The organism is uncultured Tateyamaria sp. (assembly GCF_947503705.1).
In the GTDB taxonomy this organism is placed as follows: domain Bacteria; phylum Pseudomonadota; class Alphaproteobacteria; order Rhodobacterales; family Rhodobacteraceae; genus Tateyamaria.
This window is the reverse complement of sequence record NZ_CANNES010000017.1, coordinates 1-18,862: the sequence shown is the minus strand read 5'-3', so window position 1 is coordinate 18,862 and position 18,862 is coordinate 1. Positions and strand designations below refer to the sequence as shown.

The 18,862-nt window shown below is 58.9% G+C and carries 16 protein-coding genes; 6 read left to right on the top strand and 10 right to left on the bottom strand.

Annotated features, from left to right (window positions below):
* Positions 1 to 19 precede the first annotated feature (19 nt).
* From Q1A44_RS21300 to Q1A44_RS21275, 6 genes are all read right to left on the bottom strand, one after another.
* Entirely contained in the window at positions 20 to 4,006 is a 3,987-nt protein-coding gene (locus Q1A44_RS21300) for a calcium-binding protein (protein WP_299629338.1), read from the bottom strand.
* Positions 4,007 to 4,983: 977 nt separating this feature from the next.
* Complete coding sequence (locus Q1A44_RS21295) at positions 4,984 to 5,754, bottom strand: citryl-CoA lyase (RefSeq protein ID WP_299629336.1); 771 nt, start codon at positions 5,752 to 5,754, stop codon at positions 4,984 to 4,986.
* On the bottom strand, positions 5,751 to 6,950 hold the full coding sequence (locus tag Q1A44_RS21290) for a CoA transferase (RefSeq protein WP_299629334.1): 1,200 nt from the start codon (positions 6,948 to 6,950) through the stop codon (positions 5,751 to 5,753). The genes Q1A44_RS21295 and Q1A44_RS21290 overlap by 4 nt, the downstream gene beginning before the upstream one ends.
* Positions 6,940 to 8,457: a tripartite tricarboxylate transporter permease gene (locus Q1A44_RS21285; RefSeq protein WP_299629332.1), complete on the bottom strand. Its 1,518-nt coding sequence runs from the start codon at positions 8,455 to 8,457 to the stop codon at positions 6,940 to 6,942. The genes Q1A44_RS21290 and Q1A44_RS21285 overlap by 11 nt, the downstream gene beginning before the upstream one ends.
* A 3-nt stretch (positions 8,458 to 8,460) precedes the next feature.
* A complete protein-coding gene (locus tag Q1A44_RS21280) occupies positions 8,461 to 8,955 on the bottom strand; it encodes a tripartite tricarboxylate transporter TctB family protein (RefSeq protein WP_299629330.1) in 495 nt (164 codons plus the stop codon).
* 76 nt (positions 8,956 to 9,031) lie between these two features.
* Positions 9,032 to 10,018, bottom strand: coding sequence for a tripartite tricarboxylate transporter substrate binding protein (locus tag Q1A44_RS21275; RefSeq protein WP_299629328.1), 987 nt, complete (start codon positions 10,016 to 10,018; stop codon positions 9,032 to 9,034).
* 164 nt (positions 10,019 to 10,182) lie between these two features.
* Between Q1A44_RS21275 and Q1A44_RS21270 the strand changes: the two genes are divergently transcribed.
* From Q1A44_RS21270 to Q1A44_RS21260, 3 genes are read left to right on the top strand one after another with little or no spacing between them, the layout of a single operon-like run.
* Complete coding sequence (locus Q1A44_RS21270; RefSeq protein ID WP_299629326.1) at positions 10,183 to 10,845, top strand: response regulator transcription factor; 663 nt, start codon at positions 10,183 to 10,185, stop codon at positions 10,843 to 10,845.
* The gene (locus tag Q1A44_RS21265) at positions 10,842 to 12,209 is read left to right on the top strand and encodes a sensor histidine kinase (protein ID WP_299629324.1); all 1,368 of its coding nucleotides are present in this window, start codon (positions 10,842 to 10,844) and stop codon (positions 12,207 to 12,209) included. Before Q1A44_RS21270 ends, Q1A44_RS21265 begins: the two co-directional genes overlap by 4 nt.
* A complete protein-coding gene (locus Q1A44_RS21260; protein ID WP_299629322.1) occupies positions 12,179 to 13,213 on the top strand; it encodes an ABC transporter substrate-binding protein in 1,035 nt (344 codons plus the stop codon). The genes Q1A44_RS21265 and Q1A44_RS21260 overlap by 31 nt, the downstream gene beginning before the upstream one ends.
* Here the strand turns inward: Q1A44_RS21260 and Q1A44_RS21255 are convergent.
* The 4 genes from Q1A44_RS21255 to Q1A44_RS21240 form a co-directional block, all read right to left on the bottom strand.
* Entirely contained in the window at positions 13,210 to 13,644 is a 435-nt protein-coding gene (locus tag Q1A44_RS21255) for a DUF6691 family protein (RefSeq protein WP_299629320.1), read from the bottom strand. The genes Q1A44_RS21260 and Q1A44_RS21255 overlap by 4 nt on opposite strands.
* Before the next feature lie 3 nt (positions 13,645 to 13,647).
* On the bottom strand, positions 13,648 to 14,079 hold the full coding sequence (locus Q1A44_RS21250) for a YeeE/YedE thiosulfate transporter family protein (RefSeq protein WP_299629357.1): 432 nt from the start codon (positions 14,077 to 14,079) through the stop codon (positions 13,648 to 13,650).
* 2 nt (positions 14,080 to 14,081) lie between these two features.
* On the bottom strand, positions 14,082 to 14,306 hold the full coding sequence (locus tag Q1A44_RS21245; RefSeq protein ID WP_299629318.1) for a DUF2892 domain-containing protein: 225 nt from the start codon (positions 14,304 to 14,306) through the stop codon (positions 14,082 to 14,084).
* Between the two features lie 88 nt (positions 14,307 to 14,394).
* Positions 14,395 to 15,060, bottom strand: coding sequence for a Crp/Fnr family transcriptional regulator (locus Q1A44_RS21240; protein WP_299629355.1), 666 nt, complete (start codon positions 15,058 to 15,060; stop codon positions 14,395 to 14,397).
* A gap of 163 nt (positions 15,061 to 15,223) precedes the next feature.
* On the opposite strand from Q1A44_RS21240, the gene Q1A44_RS21235 reads away from it, so the two are divergent.
* From Q1A44_RS21235 to Q1A44_RS21225, 3 genes are read left to right on the top strand one after another with little or no spacing between them, the layout of a single operon-like run.
* The gene (locus Q1A44_RS21235) at positions 15,224 to 16,504 is read left to right on the top strand and encodes a cytosine deaminase (protein ID WP_299629316.1); all 1,281 of its coding nucleotides are present in this window, start codon (positions 15,224 to 15,226) and stop codon (positions 16,502 to 16,504) included.
* On the top strand, positions 16,501 to 17,910 hold the full coding sequence (locus Q1A44_RS21230; protein ID WP_299629315.1) for an FAD-binding oxidoreductase: 1,410 nt from the start codon (positions 16,501 to 16,503) through the stop codon (positions 17,908 to 17,910). Before Q1A44_RS21235 ends, Q1A44_RS21230 begins: the two co-directional genes overlap by 4 nt.
* On the top strand, positions 17,907 to 18,701 hold the full coding sequence (locus Q1A44_RS21225; protein ID WP_299629314.1) for a creatininase family protein: 795 nt from the start codon (positions 17,907 to 17,909) through the stop codon (positions 18,699 to 18,701). Before Q1A44_RS21230 ends, Q1A44_RS21225 begins: the two co-directional genes overlap by 4 nt.
* Positions 18,702 to 18,862 lie beyond the last annotated feature (161 nt).

The following is an 18,862-nucleotide window of genomic DNA, read 5'->3' as shown; positions in this document are numbered from 1 at the left end:
CCGATTACCACATCGATCGTCAGATCAGGACAAAGCTATCCGCGCTCAAGGCGTTGATGTCCGTATTCTCCAAAAGCAATGTTCCAAAGCTCAGTGTTATAACGACGTCCACACCTTCTTGATGCATATTAAGCGCGCCGAAGTGGGAAGTGACACCGCCGAGCTGAATGAGGTCCTCGCCGATCGTGAAATCGGTAATCACGTCCGCGCCTTGACTGGCGAAGAACACAAACACGTCCGCGTCGTCGCCACCGGTCAAAGTGTCATCACCATTGCCGCCAAGAATGCTATCGGCTCCGCGCCCGCCCAATAGAACGTCATCGCCTTGCGCGCCGATCAACGTGTCATCGCCATGTCCACCGAGTATCGTATCGTTTCCGCGTCCGCCATTGCCCAGATCGTGACCGCGTCCTAGCAAAAGCTCATCATCGCCGTTGTCGCCGAAAATCAAATCGTTATCTGTGCCTCCGCCCAGGAGATCATTGCCAGCGCCACCCCAAATGCTGTCGTTGCCGTTATTGGCCCAAACGGTATCGTTTCCGGCGTTCGCCCAAAGCTGATCGTTACCGCCGCCACCGCCCATCAGATCATCGCCGTTGCCGCCATAGACCTGGTCATTGTGGCGCCCACCCCACAATACGTCATTACCGTCTTGGCCGGTCAGCGTATCCTTCCCAGTCCCGCCCCCGACTGTGTCTGCGCCAGTGCCGGCCGACACCCCGTCCGCGCCGCTTCCCCCGAAAATCAGGTCAGAACCTTCCCCCCCGTGGATGTTATCATTGCCGCTTGATCCACCCAGCGTATCGTTGCCGAGCCCCCCAAAAATCAGGTCATGCCCACCGCCGGCCCAGACAACATCATCACCGCCCAAGGCACTGATCCTGTCCGCACCTGCACCACCAAATTTGACGTTGTGCCCGTTATTCAACATCTGGCCGATGGTCAGCTGGCCGAATGTGACAATCCCGGTCCCGTCGTCGAAATAGAGGTCTTCGATATCGGTTCCCGTGTTCGCGAAATGATGGTTCACGACAATCCGGTCTTGGTTCTCGTGCAGGATCACAAGGTGATCGCCCATTTGCCAAAATGTCAGGTCGCCCAAGGCGACGTTATCGGCAAAGGATATAAATTCCAAAGTCGTTGGATCACCGCCATCAACGGCCAATGACAAATGCCCTGTCGGCAAGTGAAACGTTTCGCCATTGTCGATTGTGTCGTCGCCCCAGCCCAAGGCAAATCCATAGATATCTGATCCAGTTCCACCGATCAGCGAGTCATGCCCGCTCCCGCCGACAAGAACGTCGTCCCCGACCCCGCCCCAAAGTGTGTCGTCACGCTCGAACCCCGCAATAAGGTCGTCACCGATGCCGCCGAATAACCAGTCATCTTTTTCTGACCCCAATATTTGATTGCCAGCGCCGTTGTCGCCGAGCGCTAGTCCTTCCCATGCCCAGGCCAGCTCCATGGCTTCGATGTCGCTTTGCGTCCATACGGTACCGTCGTGAAATCTAATCTCGAAAAAGCTGGACTGATCGTCGAACGAGGTTGTGGTGATCCGGTCTCCGTTGCGGTGGATAAGGATGAATTGACCAAACGAAAAGCTGGTTGTGAACTCCCAAGCGTAAATACCCTCGCCAAATTGGATGATATCGGCACCACGATTTGTGGACAGGTCGAGGTTCCAGATGACATCGTCACCCCAGCCAAGGTCAAAGAGGTAAGTATCGCTGCCTTGTCCCCCCTGCATCGTGTCATTGCCCAAATCGCTGACCAGCGTGTCATCGCCCGTCCCGCCATAAAGACGATCATGGCCGAAGCCGCCCTGGATCAAGTCATTGCCCGCATCGCCATACAGCCTGTCATTGCCAGTTCCACCGTCGATAGTGTCCGCTCCTCCGGCAGCTTTAATGGTGTCATTGCCCGCCTCGCCAAAGATTTTTTCGGCGCGGTCGTGACCGGTTAAACTGTCATGGCCAACCGTTCCGGCGGTCGTAAGATCCTCAAGGTCAGTTATGGACCAGACCGTACCATCCGCGAAGGTGACGCTTTCGATTGCATAAATCCGTCCGGCAAAGGTCGCGTTGCCCCATAGGGACAAAGAATAGTGATCCATGAGCAGGATCGTGGCACCGCCGGAATGAACCAAAGTCAGATCCGAGGACGTTCGGTAGGCGGTGAAGTCATCGGCCGACACACCCACCCCGAAACTGATGTGGTCGGGTCCGTCGTCGAAAACGTTGTCAATATGGCTAAAGCTATCGTCCCGGATGGTGTCGTTGCCCCACCCGAGTTCAAATAAATAAGTGTCGGCTCCAGGCCCGCCATAGAGTATATCGTCGCCGCTACCTCCCGAAAGGGTATCATCATCCAGCCCCCCGACCAGATAATCGTTCCCCCCCAGCCCTTCGATAAAATCGTTCCCCACGTCCCCATATAGGCTGTCATCACCCATTGTGGCAGGATTGACCAACAAGGTGATATCGGACTTGGTCCACACGGTTCCGTCGGCAAACCGGATTTCATCAATACGGTCATCACCGGAGTGAGGCCAATTGGCCGCATTCAGGACAATGATACTGTCGCCATTTGCGTGGGTCAGAACAACATGCGACCCGCTGCGCGACACGGTGATGTCGCTGGGCACAATTCCATCCTCGAATTGCAGGATGTCCATAGGTTCGCTCTGGATGCCCGTACCCGCATTGTTGATCGTATCGTGACCCCAACCCAGACCAAAGACATAAGTATCCCCACCAAATCCACCCGCCAGGCTGTCATCACCGATGCCACCGACAAGTGTGTCTTCTCCAGCCTGGCCGAGCAGGGTATCGTTTCCTTCCCCGCCCAAAAGCAAATCGTCGTCGGTTTCATCGAACAAGTATGTTTGACCTGCATTCAGAAAATCATTTCCTGCGCCCCCGACAAGCGTGTCATCCCCGTAATCGCCCAAGAGGCTGTCATTATCATCGCCGCCATCAAGGCTGTCGTTCCCATGCAGTCCCGCAAGCGTGTCATCACCGCCCAAACCATTCAACAAATCATCGCCCGCGTCGCCCGTAATCGAATCGTTCCCGTCCGACGGTTGGCTCGCCATTTCTTGCAGCTCTGCCCAGGTCCACACGCTGCCATCCGCGAAAGTGACTTGCCCTACCGAAAAAGGCGAGTAGGCCAAATGTCCCGACGGGACCTCAATGCTGTCGCCATTCACATGCATCAGCACAGTGGTTCCAGAGTAGTTGTGGACACTTATGTCGGCTGTGGAAATGCCGACCTCGAAGTTGATCGTATCCGTCGGGTCGGCACCATAGATCGTATCATGTCCCCATCCGACGCCAAAAACATAGACATCTGCCCCGCTGTTTCCTTCCAAGGCATCATCGCCCGCGTCACCGTACAGCGTGTCATCACCCAGCCCCCCGACGAGTGTATCGTGCCCGTCCATTCCGCTGATCAAGTCGTCGCCATCTGTCCCGGTAAGATAGTCTGCTAGAGGTGTCGCGATGTTGATAAACTGTTCGATATCGCCCAGCGTCCAAACCGTGCCATCGGCGAAATGGACCTCTTCGATGGAAAAGCCGGTACTTATATGATTGCCGTCAAAGAACTGATTGTAGACACGGATGCTGTCGCCATTGACGTGATCCAAGAACAGATCATCCCCTACGCGACGAACATGCAAGTCTCCGGGCGCTATCCCCGCGCCGAATGATACAACATCCGTCGTTGTAGCGTCGTCAGTTCCGTTATTGAAATCCCCGATCAGGTCTTGACCCCAACCAAGCTCAAAAAAGAACGTGTCGCTGCCACTGTTGCCATATATCTCGTCGTCACCGGCACCACCGACGAGCGTGTCGTCCCCGGCCCCACCAAATAGCAGATCGTTATCCGCCTCACCCGACAACAGGTCGTTCCCGCCGTTGCCGTAGATCGTGTCGTCGCCAATGCCGCCTTCCAGAGTTTCTGGAGCAGATGTGCCGTCGATTTTGGCATTTACAGGAACAGGCATGAACGCAATGGCTTCTGTTCTGACAACTGTATCAGAGGCGTCCGAGGTATGCGAAGAAAATGACGCGGCTGGTACGTTTGTCGACAACAGAATCTTCTTTCCAAAATGGGCGCGTGCACTTGGACTTTGGCCGACAGTGTCTATTCATTCAATGCAAAACAGATACATATTTGATGCAGGGGGCCGTCTAAAGGCTGCTTTTGTATTCCTTCGGTCTCCCATGACAATTCGGCTTAAGGATCGAAATACTACCATTTGCGCCCGCCCTCAGCCACAGAGTTGCTTCAAGCCTGTAGTTGACGCTGGTGCAATTAGGTTCACTCAGACGCAAACCGTTTCCCACCGATCTCGAATTCACATTGGAGTCAAATTGCGTTTGCATTGCCGATCCCGCGCCTGATTTAGTGCGATCACCAGCATTCAAAGGAAAAATGCAATACTACAACGACCGTAAGGATTGTCTGGTTTCCATTAGGAATGTGCGAAGCAACGGCGCTCCCGAAATACCTCATCCGTCAACACCGTAGCGGGAATGTGCGCGATCAGCACGTCGGATTGATCAGCCATCTTGAACAACGCAAGCTTAGCACCTCACCATCTGCATAAGATGCATCATGTCACGGATCAGGAGGTTACATGAGCCAAAAATTAAACTCCCTCAGTTATCATTTATGTTTTCCCCAGAAATAAAAATTTTTCATGGAATTACTCAGCGCAACGGCCAAAAGGCGTCTCGATCGTCAAATACTGATGTCCGCTGTTCATATGATTTGTGCAAACCGTAGGTTTCGATAGCATTCGTCGATCATTTCAATCGCATGCCGATTTGGCTCACACAAATTCCCCATATTGCCACAATAGAACTAAACCTTGCCGCTAAGATGCCCCAAGTCTTCGCGTTTGCCATTTCTATTTCTGACCACGCCGGCTTTCGTCGCCCACCCCATCACGCGAAATCCGCAAGGACCTACGGCAGATCAACTCGGATCATACGTCCAGCCATAACCGGGCGGGGTTGGGCCTTTGATCCGTGCCCCCTGCTGTGTCTGTTCCCAAGCATGCGCCAGCAAACCGACGCTGCGCGAAAGCCCGAAGAACCCGCGCGCGAGCGCGGGCGGGCAGCCCAGTTCTGCATAGATGACAGCCGTGGCACCGTCGATGTTCATCGGCACGGGCTTACCTTTCGCCTGCGCCAACTCCGCCTCAATCTGACGCGCAACGGCCGCATAGCGGCCCGTGACCGCCCCTTGTTCCACTGCTTCGTCCACCAGTGCCAGCAGACGCGGCGCGCGCGGGTCAATTGGTTGGTGAAAACGGTGACCAAAGCCCGGCAGGTACGCCCCACGTTCCGCCCGCCAGTTGTCAAGCATCTGCGCCGTTGTTCCGTCGAACCTGGTTGCGGCTTGGAACATCTCAACGGCTTGTTCACCTGCCCCGCCATGCACATCGCCCAGCATGTTGAGCCCCGTCGCCATCGCGCTTTGCAGGCCCACACCGCAGGTGGCAGCCATGCGGGCGGCGGCAATCGACGGGGCCTGGGGCCCATGATCTACAGCCGCGACCAAAGCCGCCTCGAACAATGCAGCGCGCGGACCGCTCAATTCCTGGCCCATCACCATGAGCCAGATCATCTGGGCAAAGCCGGTGGTGCCGATCAGATCCTGGATCGGACGGCCTCGAATGTCGATGCGCCCAGATTCCATGTCGATGATCGAGGTGCGCCACCAATCTGCAACGTCATCGGTCATATCACGCCCTTTTCCCTCAACTCTGTGACCTGCGCAGAGCCATACCCCAAATCCGCGAGGATGCTGTCCGTGTCCTGTCCAAGTGCAGGAGGCGGAGCGTCGACGGACGGTCGCACGCCGTCCACCATCGCCCCGATCCGTGCCAAGTCAATAGCGATATCAAGGCCCGGAACATCGGCAAAATGCGCAAGGAATTCACGATCTTTGATCTGTGGGTGGGCCAAAACGTCCTCCAGTCTTAGAACCGCGCCCGCGGGCACACCGATCGCATTCAGTTCAGCCGCCCAGGCCTCTGCCGTGCGGGTGGTCAGCACGGTTTCAAGCTCCGCCTTGAGGCGCAGGCGGTTGGCCTTGCGGTCCTCGCGGGTGGCATAGATCGGCGCTTCCAAAAGATCATCGCGGCCCAGGTGGCGGGCCAAGGCGACCCACTGTTCGTCCTTGTTTGCCGCGACATTCACCAATCCATCGGCGCATTGAAACGCGCCCGACGGGGCCGATGTCGGGTTTTCGTTACCATGACGCGCGGGCGCGGCCCCCCCAATCAAATGGTTCGACACCACCCAGCCCATGGTCGCCAACACCGCGTCAAGCATCGACACGTCGATGACGCATCCTCGCTCAGGCGCGTTCAGCGCTGCTGTGATCGCCATGGCCGCCGTGAGCCCCCCTACCGTATCGGCTAGCGGGTAGCCCACGCGGGTCGGTCCGCCCGCTGCCGTGCCAGTGACGGCCATCACACCCGAGGCCCCTTGGATGATCTGGTCATAGGCGGGGCGGTCAGCCCATGGGCCGGTTTGGCCAAAGCCCGAAATGGCGCAATAGATCAGGCGTGGATTGGCCCCACGCAAGACGTTAGGCCCAAGGCCAAGACGATCCATCACACCGGGGCGAAAATTTTCGACCAGCACGTCGGCGGTTTTGACCAGATCGGTCAGCACTGCCTTGCCTTCGGGCGCTTTGAGATTCAGCGTCATGGACGCCTTGCCCGCGTTCTGCGCGAGAAAGCTGATGCCCATCCCCTTGGCCGACAGGTCAGGCGAAGCCCCGAGACCGCGAGCCAGATCACCCCGGCCCACGGCCTCGACTTTGATCACTTCTGCGCCCAGATGGGCCAATTGGTGGCAGGCAAAGGGACCCGCCAGCACATTGGTCAGATCCAGAACCCGAACACCGGAAAGCGGATGATCAGTCCCCATCCGCCACGCCCTGCGCCCGCCTGCGCGCCCGGCGTGCGCGGTAGCTGGGCAGCACCACAAGCACCGCTGCCAAGAACAACAGGCCCGCCGTCATGGGTCGCTCGAAGATGAAATCGAGACCACGGTAGAGCTGCATCGCGCGGGCAAAGTTATCTTCGAGCATAGTGCCCAAGATGAACCCGATAAGGAGCGGAGCGAGGGGATAATCGGCAAAGCGGAAGATTGTCGCCATGACCCCTAGCCCCACAAGGATCAGCAATTCGGTCGCGTTGTTTTGTCCGATATAGGCCCCCATCAACGTAAAAAAGAGGATGAAGGGGATTAGGTAATTACGTGGAATCGCGAGGATTTTCGCGATATACGGTATCAGCGGCAGGTTCAGGATCAACAGCACCAGATTGCCAATGAACATCGAGATGATGACAGCCCAGAAAATCTCTGGGGTGTCGACCATCAGGCGCGGGCCCGGTGTCACGTTCAACGCAATCAACGCACCCAACAGGATCGCCGTGGTGCCCGACCCGGGGATGCCCAAAGTCAAAAGCGGCACAAATGACCCCGTACACGCCGCATTGTTCGCGGTCTCGGGTGCGGCCAATCCCTTGACCGAACCGTGACCGAACTCGGCCTGTTCGTCACCCTTGGCGATGTTACGCTCCACCGCGTAGCCGAGGAAGGACGCGATGGTCGCGCCCGCCCCCGGCAGAACGCCAATGAAAAAGCCTTGGAAAGACTGGCGCCCGATCACAGGCAGCATCGCTTTGCCTTCCTCGCGGGAAAAGCGCAGGTTTTCGATCTTCCCGCTGCCGCCCTGTCCTGCGCTGCGCGCAGGGTTCAGCACCAGAAACAGCGCCTCTGGCAAAGCAAACATCGCCATGGCCAGCGTAATGAACGAAATGCCCGACTGCAGGTCCATCATACCCATGGTAAAGCGGGGCATGTTGAAGAGTGCTCCTTCGCCCACCGTGGCCAGGATCAGGCCCAGAATGGTCATCATCAACGCCTTGGCCACCTGGCCTGTGCCCGCAAAGGCGGCAATGGCCGACAGGCCCACCACCATCAGCGCGAAATATTCCGCAGAGTGGAAAAGGAGGGCCACCGATGACAAGGCCGGCGCAAAGATCATCAGCAGGATCGCCCCGATAGTGCCACCCGCGAAACTCGCCACAGCGGCAATGGTCAGCGCTTTGCCCGCCTGCCCCTTTCGGGCCATCGGATAGCCGTCAAAGCTGGTTGCGACGGTACCCGCCACCCCTGGCGCATTCAGCAGGATCGACGAGGTCGAACCGCCAAAGATGGCGCCGTAATACACGCCTGCCAGCAGGATCAGGGCGGCCGCAGGATCACCCAAAGAGATAGCCACCGGGATCATGATGGCGATGATCGACATCGGCCCCAGTCCCGGCAACATGCCGATGAATGTCCCGATCAAGCAACCAGCGACAACCATGAGAATGTTCTGGATCGAAAACGCGGCCTCAAGGCCGATCAGTATTCCCTCAAGCATCGATTAGGTCCCCATGAAAAACGGAAAAGGGCGCAAGAAGATGCCCAGCACTTCTTGGACCAGATACCAGACGAAGCCGGTCGCGAGGACCGCCACGGGGATCATGATGTGGAATTTGCGTTCACCCAAAACCGTGCTGCCCGCCACCAGAAAGGCGGTTGTGGCCAGCAGAAAACCCGCAGGGCGCAGCAAGAGCGCATAGGCCACCATAAAGGCCAAAAGCAGCAGGGCCTGGCCCACTTTGTATTCGCCCAAATTTCGATAGTTGATGTCGGTGGCGCTCGGCCCCGCATCCTTGCCGCTTTTCTCGACGCCCAAAAGCACGATCAGCCCGACGATTCCGCCAAGAACCGCAAGGATCTTGGGAAAGGTCGACGGCCACACCGGGTTGCGTTGCATGAATGGGGGGAGAAGCTGATCCATCGTGAAAAAGGCCGCGTAGCCGTAAATACAGCAAAATGCCACGAATATCAGCGCGATCCAGCGATCCAGCGCCATGGTGTCCCCTCCCGAAATGTCTTGGAATTGTCGGCGCGGCCCCATCAGTTGCAGGGCCGCGCCACGTCGTCAGCTTTTAGAGAAAGCCAAGCGTTTTCATCAGGTCACCGATCACCTTTTCCTGATCTTCCAGGAAAGTCCGGAAATCGTCGCCCGAGTTGTGGATGTTGACCCATCCGTTGCGCGCGCGCACTTCTTCCCATTCGGGCGTGTCGTACATGCTGCTCAGCGCGCTTTGGAAGGCGGCAAGCTGTGCATCATCAATGCCAGGTGCGGCAAAGAACCCGCGCCAGTTCACGAACGTGGTGTCGAGGCCTTGCTCCATCATGGTGGGGGCATCCTCGAACGCGCCGACGCGGGCGTCTGCTGTTACGCCCAGAATACGGACCTCGCCTTGTGTGGCCAGTGCAACCGCTTCCGAGAAGCCGGTGGACAGCGCCTGGATTTCACCAGACAGCAGACCCGCCATCGCCTCACCACCTGCATCATAGGGGATGTAGTTGAAGGCTGTGGGATCTTCGCCTGCCGCCTGCATCACCATCGCGGCAACAAGGTGGTCCATGCCGCCCGGCACCGAACCGCCGCCAATGGCAAAGCTCAGGCCATCCGCGCGGTAGGCCGCCAACAGGTCATCCATGCTTTGCAGCGGGCTGTCGGTGTTCACGACGATAGCCGCATAGTCACCGATGGTACCCGCAACCAACGTCAGGTCACGGAAGCTTTGCGGAAAGACGCCCGTCAGCGACCGGATCACAATGGGCGTGGAGTTCACCATCATGGTGTTACCCATGGAATCGGCGTTCTCGATCAGGTGCGCAATCGCGACACCGCCGCCGCCACCGGACATGTTTTCATAGCTGGCAGAGCCAACAAGGCCCGCATTGGTCAGCGCCTCGCCCGTGCCACGGGCTGTCCCGTCCCAGCCGCCACCGGCACCGCCGGGGATCAGAAAGTGAATATCGTCCAGCACCTGGTGCCCGTCCGCTTGTGCCATACCGCCCAGAGCCAAGGTCGCAGTTGCAGCCGCCATCAACGTGCGGCGTGTCCACCCAAAGGTGTTCATGTTGGTTTCCTCCCATTTGACAAGGCGGCTTGTCGCCGCCCAGGTTGCGTCAGAAGACCACACCAAGCTGACACGGACCTGACAAGCGCGAAAACAGAGGTGGCCAAGAGCGATGATACAGCGCCATACTGCGTGGACAGGCCTACGAATACCGAGGAAAAACCGTGCGTTATCTGCTCGTTGAAGACAATCAGGAACTGGCCGAAGCCGTCGTCAACCGGATCGAGTTGGATGGACATGCGGTGGATCACGCGGGCTCGCTGGCAGAGGCAAGCGATTGTCTGGCGGCCGCGGACTATGATTTGATTCTGTTGGATGTAATGTTACCTGACGGCGATGGACGCGACTTTTTGGCCGCGCGCCGCGATGTATCCGAGACGCCGGTGATCGTTCTCACTGCGCGCAGCCAGATCAGCGACCGGGTGGGTGCGCTGGACCAGGGGGCCGATGATTACATCACCAAACCTTTCGATTTTTCCGAGCTTGAAGCACGCTGCCGCGCCGTTTTGCGTCGCCGGGGCGGTGCTGCGCGCAATGACGTCGCTGTGGGCCGTGCCACCTTTGACATGACCAACGGCACCCTCGCCATCGGCGACGAGATCATTGATTTGCGCAACCGCGAACTGCGCCTGCTGGAGGTCTTTGTGCGCAGCAAGGGTGGCATCCTGTCCAAGGCCGCCCTGATGGACCGGATGTTTTCATACGATGCCGAGATCACCGAGAATGCGATCGAGGTCTATGTGGGCCGTTTGCGCAAGAAACTGGGGCACGCCGGTGCGCGGATAGAAACGGTGCGCGGCGTGGGCTACCGGCTGCATATGTCATGAAAACCTCAGGCTCGATCAGCCGCCGGTTGACTGTGTTGCTGGCCTGCGTGGCGGCACTGTTGTCTGTCCTGTCGTGGTCCATGGTGACCAGCTTTGCCCGCCAGGCCGCTGAACGCACCCAGGATAACATCCTTGAGGCATCCGCAAGCATCATCGCCGAAGCCTTGCGCAGCGAGGACGGCGAAGTGCGGCTCGAATTGCCCTATTCCGCCTTTTCCATGTTGGGCGCGATCAGCGAGGACCGGGTGTTCTACCACGTGACCCAAGGGGGCGCGACGCTGACGGGCACGCCTGCGATCAGTGCGGACTTTGTCAGCCCCGCTCCTGGTCAAACCCGATTGAATACAACGACCTATCAGGACGAACCCTTGCGCGTGGCGGCCATCACCCGCGTGATCCTCGCGGGGGCTAACCGGGTCGCCGTTACGGTCTATGTGGGCCAGACCCGCTATGGCGTGAGCCTCATTGCCAACGATCTGTCGCGCACCGCCGCGCTTTTGAGCATCGCATTCTTCACGGTGGCGGTGGCCCTGTCAGCGGTTGTTGCGCGCACCTCGCTGCACCAGATCAACGTGATTGCCGAGGCGGTGGCGCGGCGTGGTCCCACGGATTTGCGCCCTTTGCGTCAAACCCCGCCGCAGGAACTGGCCCCATTGCTCCAATCGCTCAACCGCCTGATCGACCGGTTGTCGCGGTCACTGCGCCAGTCCGAGGATTTCATTGCAGAGGCCGCTCACCGCATCCGCACGCCGCTTGCCACAGTACGTGCGCAGGCCGAAGTGGCCCTGCATAGTGTAGATGACGTGACCGAGAAAAAGCGTATGCGCCAGATCATCCGCGCCGTCGACGAAAGCTCCCGCTCTGCAGGGCAGCTTTTGGATCACGCGACGGTTGCCTATCGGTCAGAAAACATTCCCGACACTGCTATTGATCTGGCCCAGATTGCAAGCACGGCCACCGCCGCCCTGCAACCCACCGCCGACATGAAAGACATCGACATTCATCTTGATGCGAATACGGCAATGGTGCGCGGCGATGATGTGCTCTTGGAAAGTGCGTTGCGCAATGTACTCGACAATGCGGTCAAATATTCGCCGCCCGAAACCAGTGTCACCGTGCGGGTGCGTACGGCCGGCGCATCGGGCGAAATCACAGTCTCGGACAGCGGTCCCGGCCTGGGCGACGAGCCCTTCGAGAAATATACCGAGCGGTTCCAACGGGGCAAGAATGCCGAAGGGACAGTGGGATCGGGCCTTGGCCTGACCATCGCGCGGGATGTGGTTCTGGCCCATCAGGGCCGCATCGAACTGACAAACAACGAAGGAAACGGGACATGCGTGTCATTCATTTTGCCGCGAGCCTGATCCTCGCGCTCTGGGCAAATGCAAGCGCCGCCCTTGAGGTAGAAGAGCAGCGCACCTATCCCGGCACCGGCCCTACGACGCTGCGCATTCTGTCGACTGCCGATCTGGACGTGTTTGAACCGTTTTTGCTGTCTTTTCAGGCCTCAGTTCCCGAGATCGGGATTGACTACACCGTATCCTCCAGTGCCGAGGTGTTTCGTGCCGTGGCGGCGGGCGAAGCCTTTGACGTCGTCATATCATCCGCAATGGACCTTCAATTTCGTCTCGCCAATGATGGCTTTGCCCAAAGCTTTGTGTCCGACGCCACAGAGGCATTGCCGGACTGGGCAAAGTGGCGCAATCTGATTTTTGCCTTCACCTCCGAGCCTGCGGTTGCCGTCATCTCCACCCGTGCCTTTGCGGGGTTGCCTGTGCCGCGCACGCGGCAAGACCTGATCTCGATCCTGCGCGAGAATCCGGAACGCTTTGCGGGCACGATCGGAACCTATGATGTGCGCAGCAGCGGTTTGGGCTATCTTTTTGCCACGCAAGAGGCACGGATTTCGGACGCCTATTGGCGGCTGTCCGAGGTGATGGGCCGCCTTGATCCGCAGCTCTATTGCTGTTCGGCTCAGATGATTGACGACGTGTCCAGCGGTCAGCTTGCCTTGGCCTATAACGTGCTGGGCAGCTATGCAGGTCAGCGCCTTGCCGGGCCCGAGGGTGAAGGGCTGCAGATCATCTTGTTTGAGGATTTTGACAACGTCATGTTGCGCACAGCCCTGATCCCGAACACCGCCACCGCAGTGACCGAGGCCGGCGCCTTTGTAGATGCGCTGCTAGAGGTCGGGAATCGCACGGAAAAAGGCGAGTGGGTGCTTCCACCCCTCGCCCCTTCCTCGGCGCAGGAACTCAGTTTTGGGCCCATTCGCCTTGGCCCGACACTTCTGGTCTATCTTGATCCGCTCAACCGACGCGCCTTTCTCGAAAGCTGGCAAAGCGCGATAGAGCAGACGCCGGATTAGGCCTCTTGCCCTGGTCCTGCCAGCGTGCTGCGCAGCCCCTTTGCAACAATGATTCCGGCGACAAGCGACGCAACAAAGATCACCACTTCGATTCGCCCTGTCCCAAGGGCCGGCAGCGCACCGCCGGGGCAGAACCCGGCAATTCCCCAACCAACGCCAAAGACAGCCGAACCACCGATCAGCGGCAGATCCAGATCCCGCCGCGTGGGCACCTGGAACACCTTTGCCATGATAGGCGCTGGACGTTTCAGAACAAAGCGGTAGCCGATGAAGGTCACGACAAGCGCACCGCCCATCACAAAGGCAAGGCTTGGGTCCCACGTTCCGGCCACATCGAAAAAGTTCAGCACCTTGGCCGGGTTCGCCATCCCAGAGATCGAGATGCCCAGACCAAAGACCAAGCCGATCAGGTAAACGGTTAACAGACGCATGTTTTATCCTCCGATCACGTGGCGGACCACAAAGACGGTGATGCCGGTTGTGAGCATAAAGGTGAGGGTCGCCACGATGGACCGGGGCGACAGTCGCGCCATCCCGCAAACACCGTGCCCAGAGGTACATCCGCCCCCAAAGGTGACACCAATGCCAACGATCAGCCCACCAACCACCAGCATCGGGGTGGAGATGGGCACTTGCACCGCAGGCATCTGACCGGTCAGTGCCATCATGGCCACCGGTCCAGTGATCATCCCCAGCAGCATCACGGCCCGCCATGTCCAATCCGCCTTGTCCACCGGGGTCAAAAGACCGGCCAGAATGCCAGTGGCCCCCATCACCCGGCCTACCGTGGCCATCAAAAGAACAGCCGCAAGGCCGATCAAAGCCCCACCGCCCAGCGATTGCAAAGGTGTAAACGCCGTCTCCATCATCACAGCTTGCACGTCCGGATGCCCAAAATGCGGTAGAGCGGGCAGAACTTCATCGCCGAAGTGGCGATCAAGACAAGCCCGACCAAAACGGCAATCCCTGTTGCAGCGCCCGATTGAAACAACGCTGCACCGCTCAGGAACGGGGCGCCCAAAAGGATTAGGCCCAACACAATACGCAGGCCGCGGTCCACGCTGCCCACATTGGTTGCGAATTTCGACGTCATATCAGCTCTCCTGCTTGATCATTTGCCTGTTGTCTAACCGATGCAGGTGTTTGCAGACGGTGACAATATCACCAAACCGGGCAGAAACTCATGAAATATGCCCTGCGAGTTGCGCCAGTTTGTCCCGCGCGATGATCCGTACGACACCCCGCCCCTGTTCGACCCAGCCACGACGCTGAAATTCCTGCAACTGGCGCGAGATGACCTCGCGGGCGGTGCCAAGCTCGACAGACAGTTTCTGGTGGGTGGTCGCGATGCTGTTTTGTCCCTCGGCCAGCCCAATCAGCTTGTGTGCCAGCCGCACGTCGATCCGTTGAAACGCGACCTCGTCCACAATCAGAAACAAATCCGTCAACCGCTTGGAAAAGGCGGCAAAGACAAAGTCGCGGAAGGATTTCGACTGTGCCACCAAATCGTCGAACACGTCCCGGGGCACGGCGGCCGCCTGCACCGGCGTTTCCGCGATCCCCTCGGCCGAGTAGTCATCATAGGCCAAAAGGCACGCGGTGGTCAGCACACAGCTTTGCCCGGCCTGCAACCGATAGAGCACGATTTCGTGCCCCGTTTCAGACACTTGCTGTACCCGCACCGAACCGTCCAACAGGAACAGCATGTGTTCAGGCGATTTGCCGGGGCCAAAGATCATTGTGCCTACCTCAACCTCGACAATGCGACTGCGTGATTGCAGCAGAGCGCGCGTCTCGGGTTTCAGACGGGCCAAACCGGGAAAGCGGTTCACCCAGTCCACGGTCATGTCGGTTGGTGTCATAGGGTCCCCTGTTTGCTCGCCAAGATGGGTATCGTCCGGCCGACTGTCCAGTCACGTGGCCGTGCCTCGCGCCTTGCTGTGCACAAAATCGACCTGGAACGCCGCAGGCGGCATTGCGTGACGGGTCGTAAACCGCCATCAAATACCGATGAGCCAGAGTTTCATGACATTGCCGCTTGAAGGCCCGGTACGCCTGATAAACCTGGAAGCGCCGGGGTGTTTTCTGGACCAGTCGGACGGTCCTGGCTCGCTGGAGCTGTTTTTGGCGGACGGCCGGATCGTGGCCCCGGATGCGACAGCACAGGTTGTGGACATGAAAGGTGCGATGGTCTTTCCCGCCTTTGTCGATATGCACACCCATCTGGACAAGGGCCATATCTGGCCCCGCACCCCCAATCCTGACGGGTCTTTTCACGGCGCCATTACCTCGGTCAGCGAGGACAAACCAGGCCGTTGGAATAACGAAGATCTGCGCGCCCGGATGGAGTTTTCCCTCAAATCCGCCTATGCGCATGGCACACGCGCCATTCGCACGCATCTGGATCAGTTTGACCCAAAGGAAGATGTCAGTTGGCCGCTTTTTTCTGAATTGCGAGCGGAGTGGGCAGGTCGCATTGATCTCCAGGCGGCATGCCTCAGCAACTGCGCCATGGCGGACGAGCCGGACTATTTCGCGTCTGTCGTCGATCTCGTCGCCCGTCATGGCGGCGTGCTGGGCGGCCTTACATTGCCCAGTGACACCCTGCCCCGCCAGCTTGAACGCTATATCGCCGCAGCGATGGATCGGGGCCTGCCGCTGGACTTTCACGTGGATGAGACGCTGAACCCGGAGGTGAACACGCTGCGCGACATTGCCCAGGCGGTGCTCGACCACCGATTTGATCTGCCAGTTGTCGTGGGCCATCTGTGTTCGCTGTCGACCATGGACGAGGCCACGGCCCTGAACACCCTCGATCTGGTGGCGCGTGCGGGATTGAACGTGGTCAGTTTGCCCATGTGCAATTTGTACTTGCAAGACCGCCACCCAGGTCGCACGCCACGCCTTCGGGGCATTACGCTTGTTCATGAAATGCAGGTGCGAGGGATCAATGTCAGTTTTGCCTCCGACAACACCCGCGACCCGTTTTTTGCCTATGGCGATATGGACATGATCGAAGTGATGCGCGAGGCTACGCGGATCGGGCATCTGGATCACACCACTTATGACTGGGCACGCGCCTTTCTGACCAACCCTGCGGCGGCCTGCGGTTTTGACGCCCCGTCGCTGGTCCCCGGCGCGCCCGCCGATCTAGTGATCTGCCGCGCGCGAAGCTGGACCGAGTTATTTGCGCGCCCCCAATCCGACAGGATCGTGCTGCGCGCAGGCCGCCAGATCGACACGCGTTTGCCTGACTATGCTGACCTTGACCATTTGATGAGGACTTTATGACCGCCCCAAATATTGCCGCCGCTATTGACGCTTTGGAACATCTGGACATCGACGTCAAACCTGCCTCGGTCAAGGCCAAGAGTCGCGATTTCTTTTGGTATTCGCCTGTGCTGAAGGACAGGCTAGAGGGGCTGGTCGCGGATTTTGTCGTCACCCCCCGCACCGAGGCCGAAGTGATCGAAGTTTTGCGCACCTGCTATGCCCACGACGTGCCGGTCACCACGCGCGGGGCGGGCACTGGCAACTATGGCCAGGCAGTGCCTCTGGCGGGAGGCTGTATCCTCCACCTGACCAAAATGGACGCGATCAAGGACATCCAGCCTGGACGCTTCATTGCTGAACCGGGCGCGCTGCTCAAGGACATTGACGCCGCCTGCATCGCCCATTCGGGCCAGGAATTGCGCATGTTTTCCTCGACCTGGGCCACGGCCACCATAGGCGGGTTCATCGCCGGTGGCTCAGGCGGCGTCGGGTCCATCCATTGGGGCAGCTTGCGTGATGTGGGCAATATCATCCGCCTCCGCGTCGTCACGATGGAGGCTGAACCGAACATCATCGAGATCACAGGAGACGACTTGCACCGGGTCAGCCACGCCTATGGCACCAACGGGATTATCACCGAGATCGAGATGCCGTTGGCTGCCGCCTATGACTGGGTGGACCTTTTTGTGACGTTCAAGGATTTCTCTGCCGCCCTTGCTTATGCCTCTGATCTTGCAGGCTGCGACGGCATACTGAGCAAACTTGCTACAGTGTTTGAACCCGGTATCGCATCGGATTATTTCCAGCGCGTCGCCCCTTATGTCCAAGCCGACGATGCGGTTGTCGCCCTGATGATTGCCCCACATTCGATGGCGGGGTTCGAGACATTTCATGCGGCCCATACGGGCGCGCATGTGATCTACCGCTCGGACGATCACGATTGGGCGCGCGCACCGGGGCGCATCTTTGAATATGGCTGGAACCACACGACGCTGCGCGCGCTCAAGGTCGATCCATCGATCACCTATCTGCAAGTGGACTACGGGACCGAAGACCCCATCCCATTGATCGACAAGATGCGCGAGATGTTCAGCCCCGAGGTTCTGCAACATATCGAAGTGTCGCGCCGCAATGGCCGGATTGGTCTGGGCGGGCTGAGCCTGGTCAAGTTCACGGACGAGGCCCGGCTTGACCAGATCGTCGCCCTGCACGAAGAACACGGCGCGGTCATCTACAATCCGCACCGCTACACGCTTGAGGAAGGCGGGCGGCAATCGACGGACCCCGCGCAACTGGCCTTCAAACGACAGGCCGATCCAAAGGGATTGTTGAACCCCGGCAAGATGATCGCCTGGGATGATCCAGATTTCGATTACGCAGAAATGTACGTCTATCCTGGCCTGCGCAAGGCGGATGCGGAATGAGCGGCGTCCGCGATTGGCAAGACTTCACGGCGTCTGACTTCGACGACATTGATCCGTTGTCCACAATCGCGATCCTGCCGACCGCCGCCGTGGAACAGCACGGGCCCCACCTGCCGCTGGGCACTGACGCAATGATCAACGACGGCTTGTTGTCACAGCTCAAAGCGACGGCCCCTGACGATCTGGATGTTCGCGTTCTGCCCCTACAGGCAGTCGGCAAATCCAACGAGCACCTGTGGGCTGCGGGCACACTCACGCTCGGCGCCGAAACCGCGATCCGCCTGTGGACAGAGATCGGCCTTTCCGTGGCGCGTGCGGGCGTGCGTAAGTTGCTGATCCTCAACAGCCATGGCGGCAATGCCGATGTGATCTCTATTGTTGCGCGCGAATTGCGGGTGCAGGTCGGCATGTATGTGGTGCGCGGGTCTTGGGGTGCCTCCGGCGCGCCAGATGGGCTGTTCAGCGCGCAGGAAATGACCCATGGCATTCATGGCGGCGATTACGAGACCTCGCTGATGCTACACCTGCGCCCTGACACGGTCGACATGGCCAAGGCGCAGGATTTCCGTTCTGCGGCCGAAGACGCCGTGATCCCGCCCACAGGGGCGATGGCTTTTGGCTGGATCGCGTCCGATCTGAACCCGCACGGCGCGGTAGGCGAGGCGCATTTGGCAACCGCCGAAAAAGGACGTCTGACGGCAAACAAGATGGTGTCTGACATGACGGGCATTTTGCAGACGATGCGCAATGTATCCCTGGATGGGTTTGCGCCGGTGGACGTGCCATTCTGACGTCAGCGCTTGGGGCGCCTGTCGGGTTTTTGCATATTTCTGGAACAATGAAGGGGGGCGGTTTGCAGCCTCCCCCCGTTTTTCTATCCTGCGAGTGATGGGAGCCACAGGACGATTGCGGGGAAGGCGACCAGGAGGGCGATGGTGACGCCGTCGGCGAT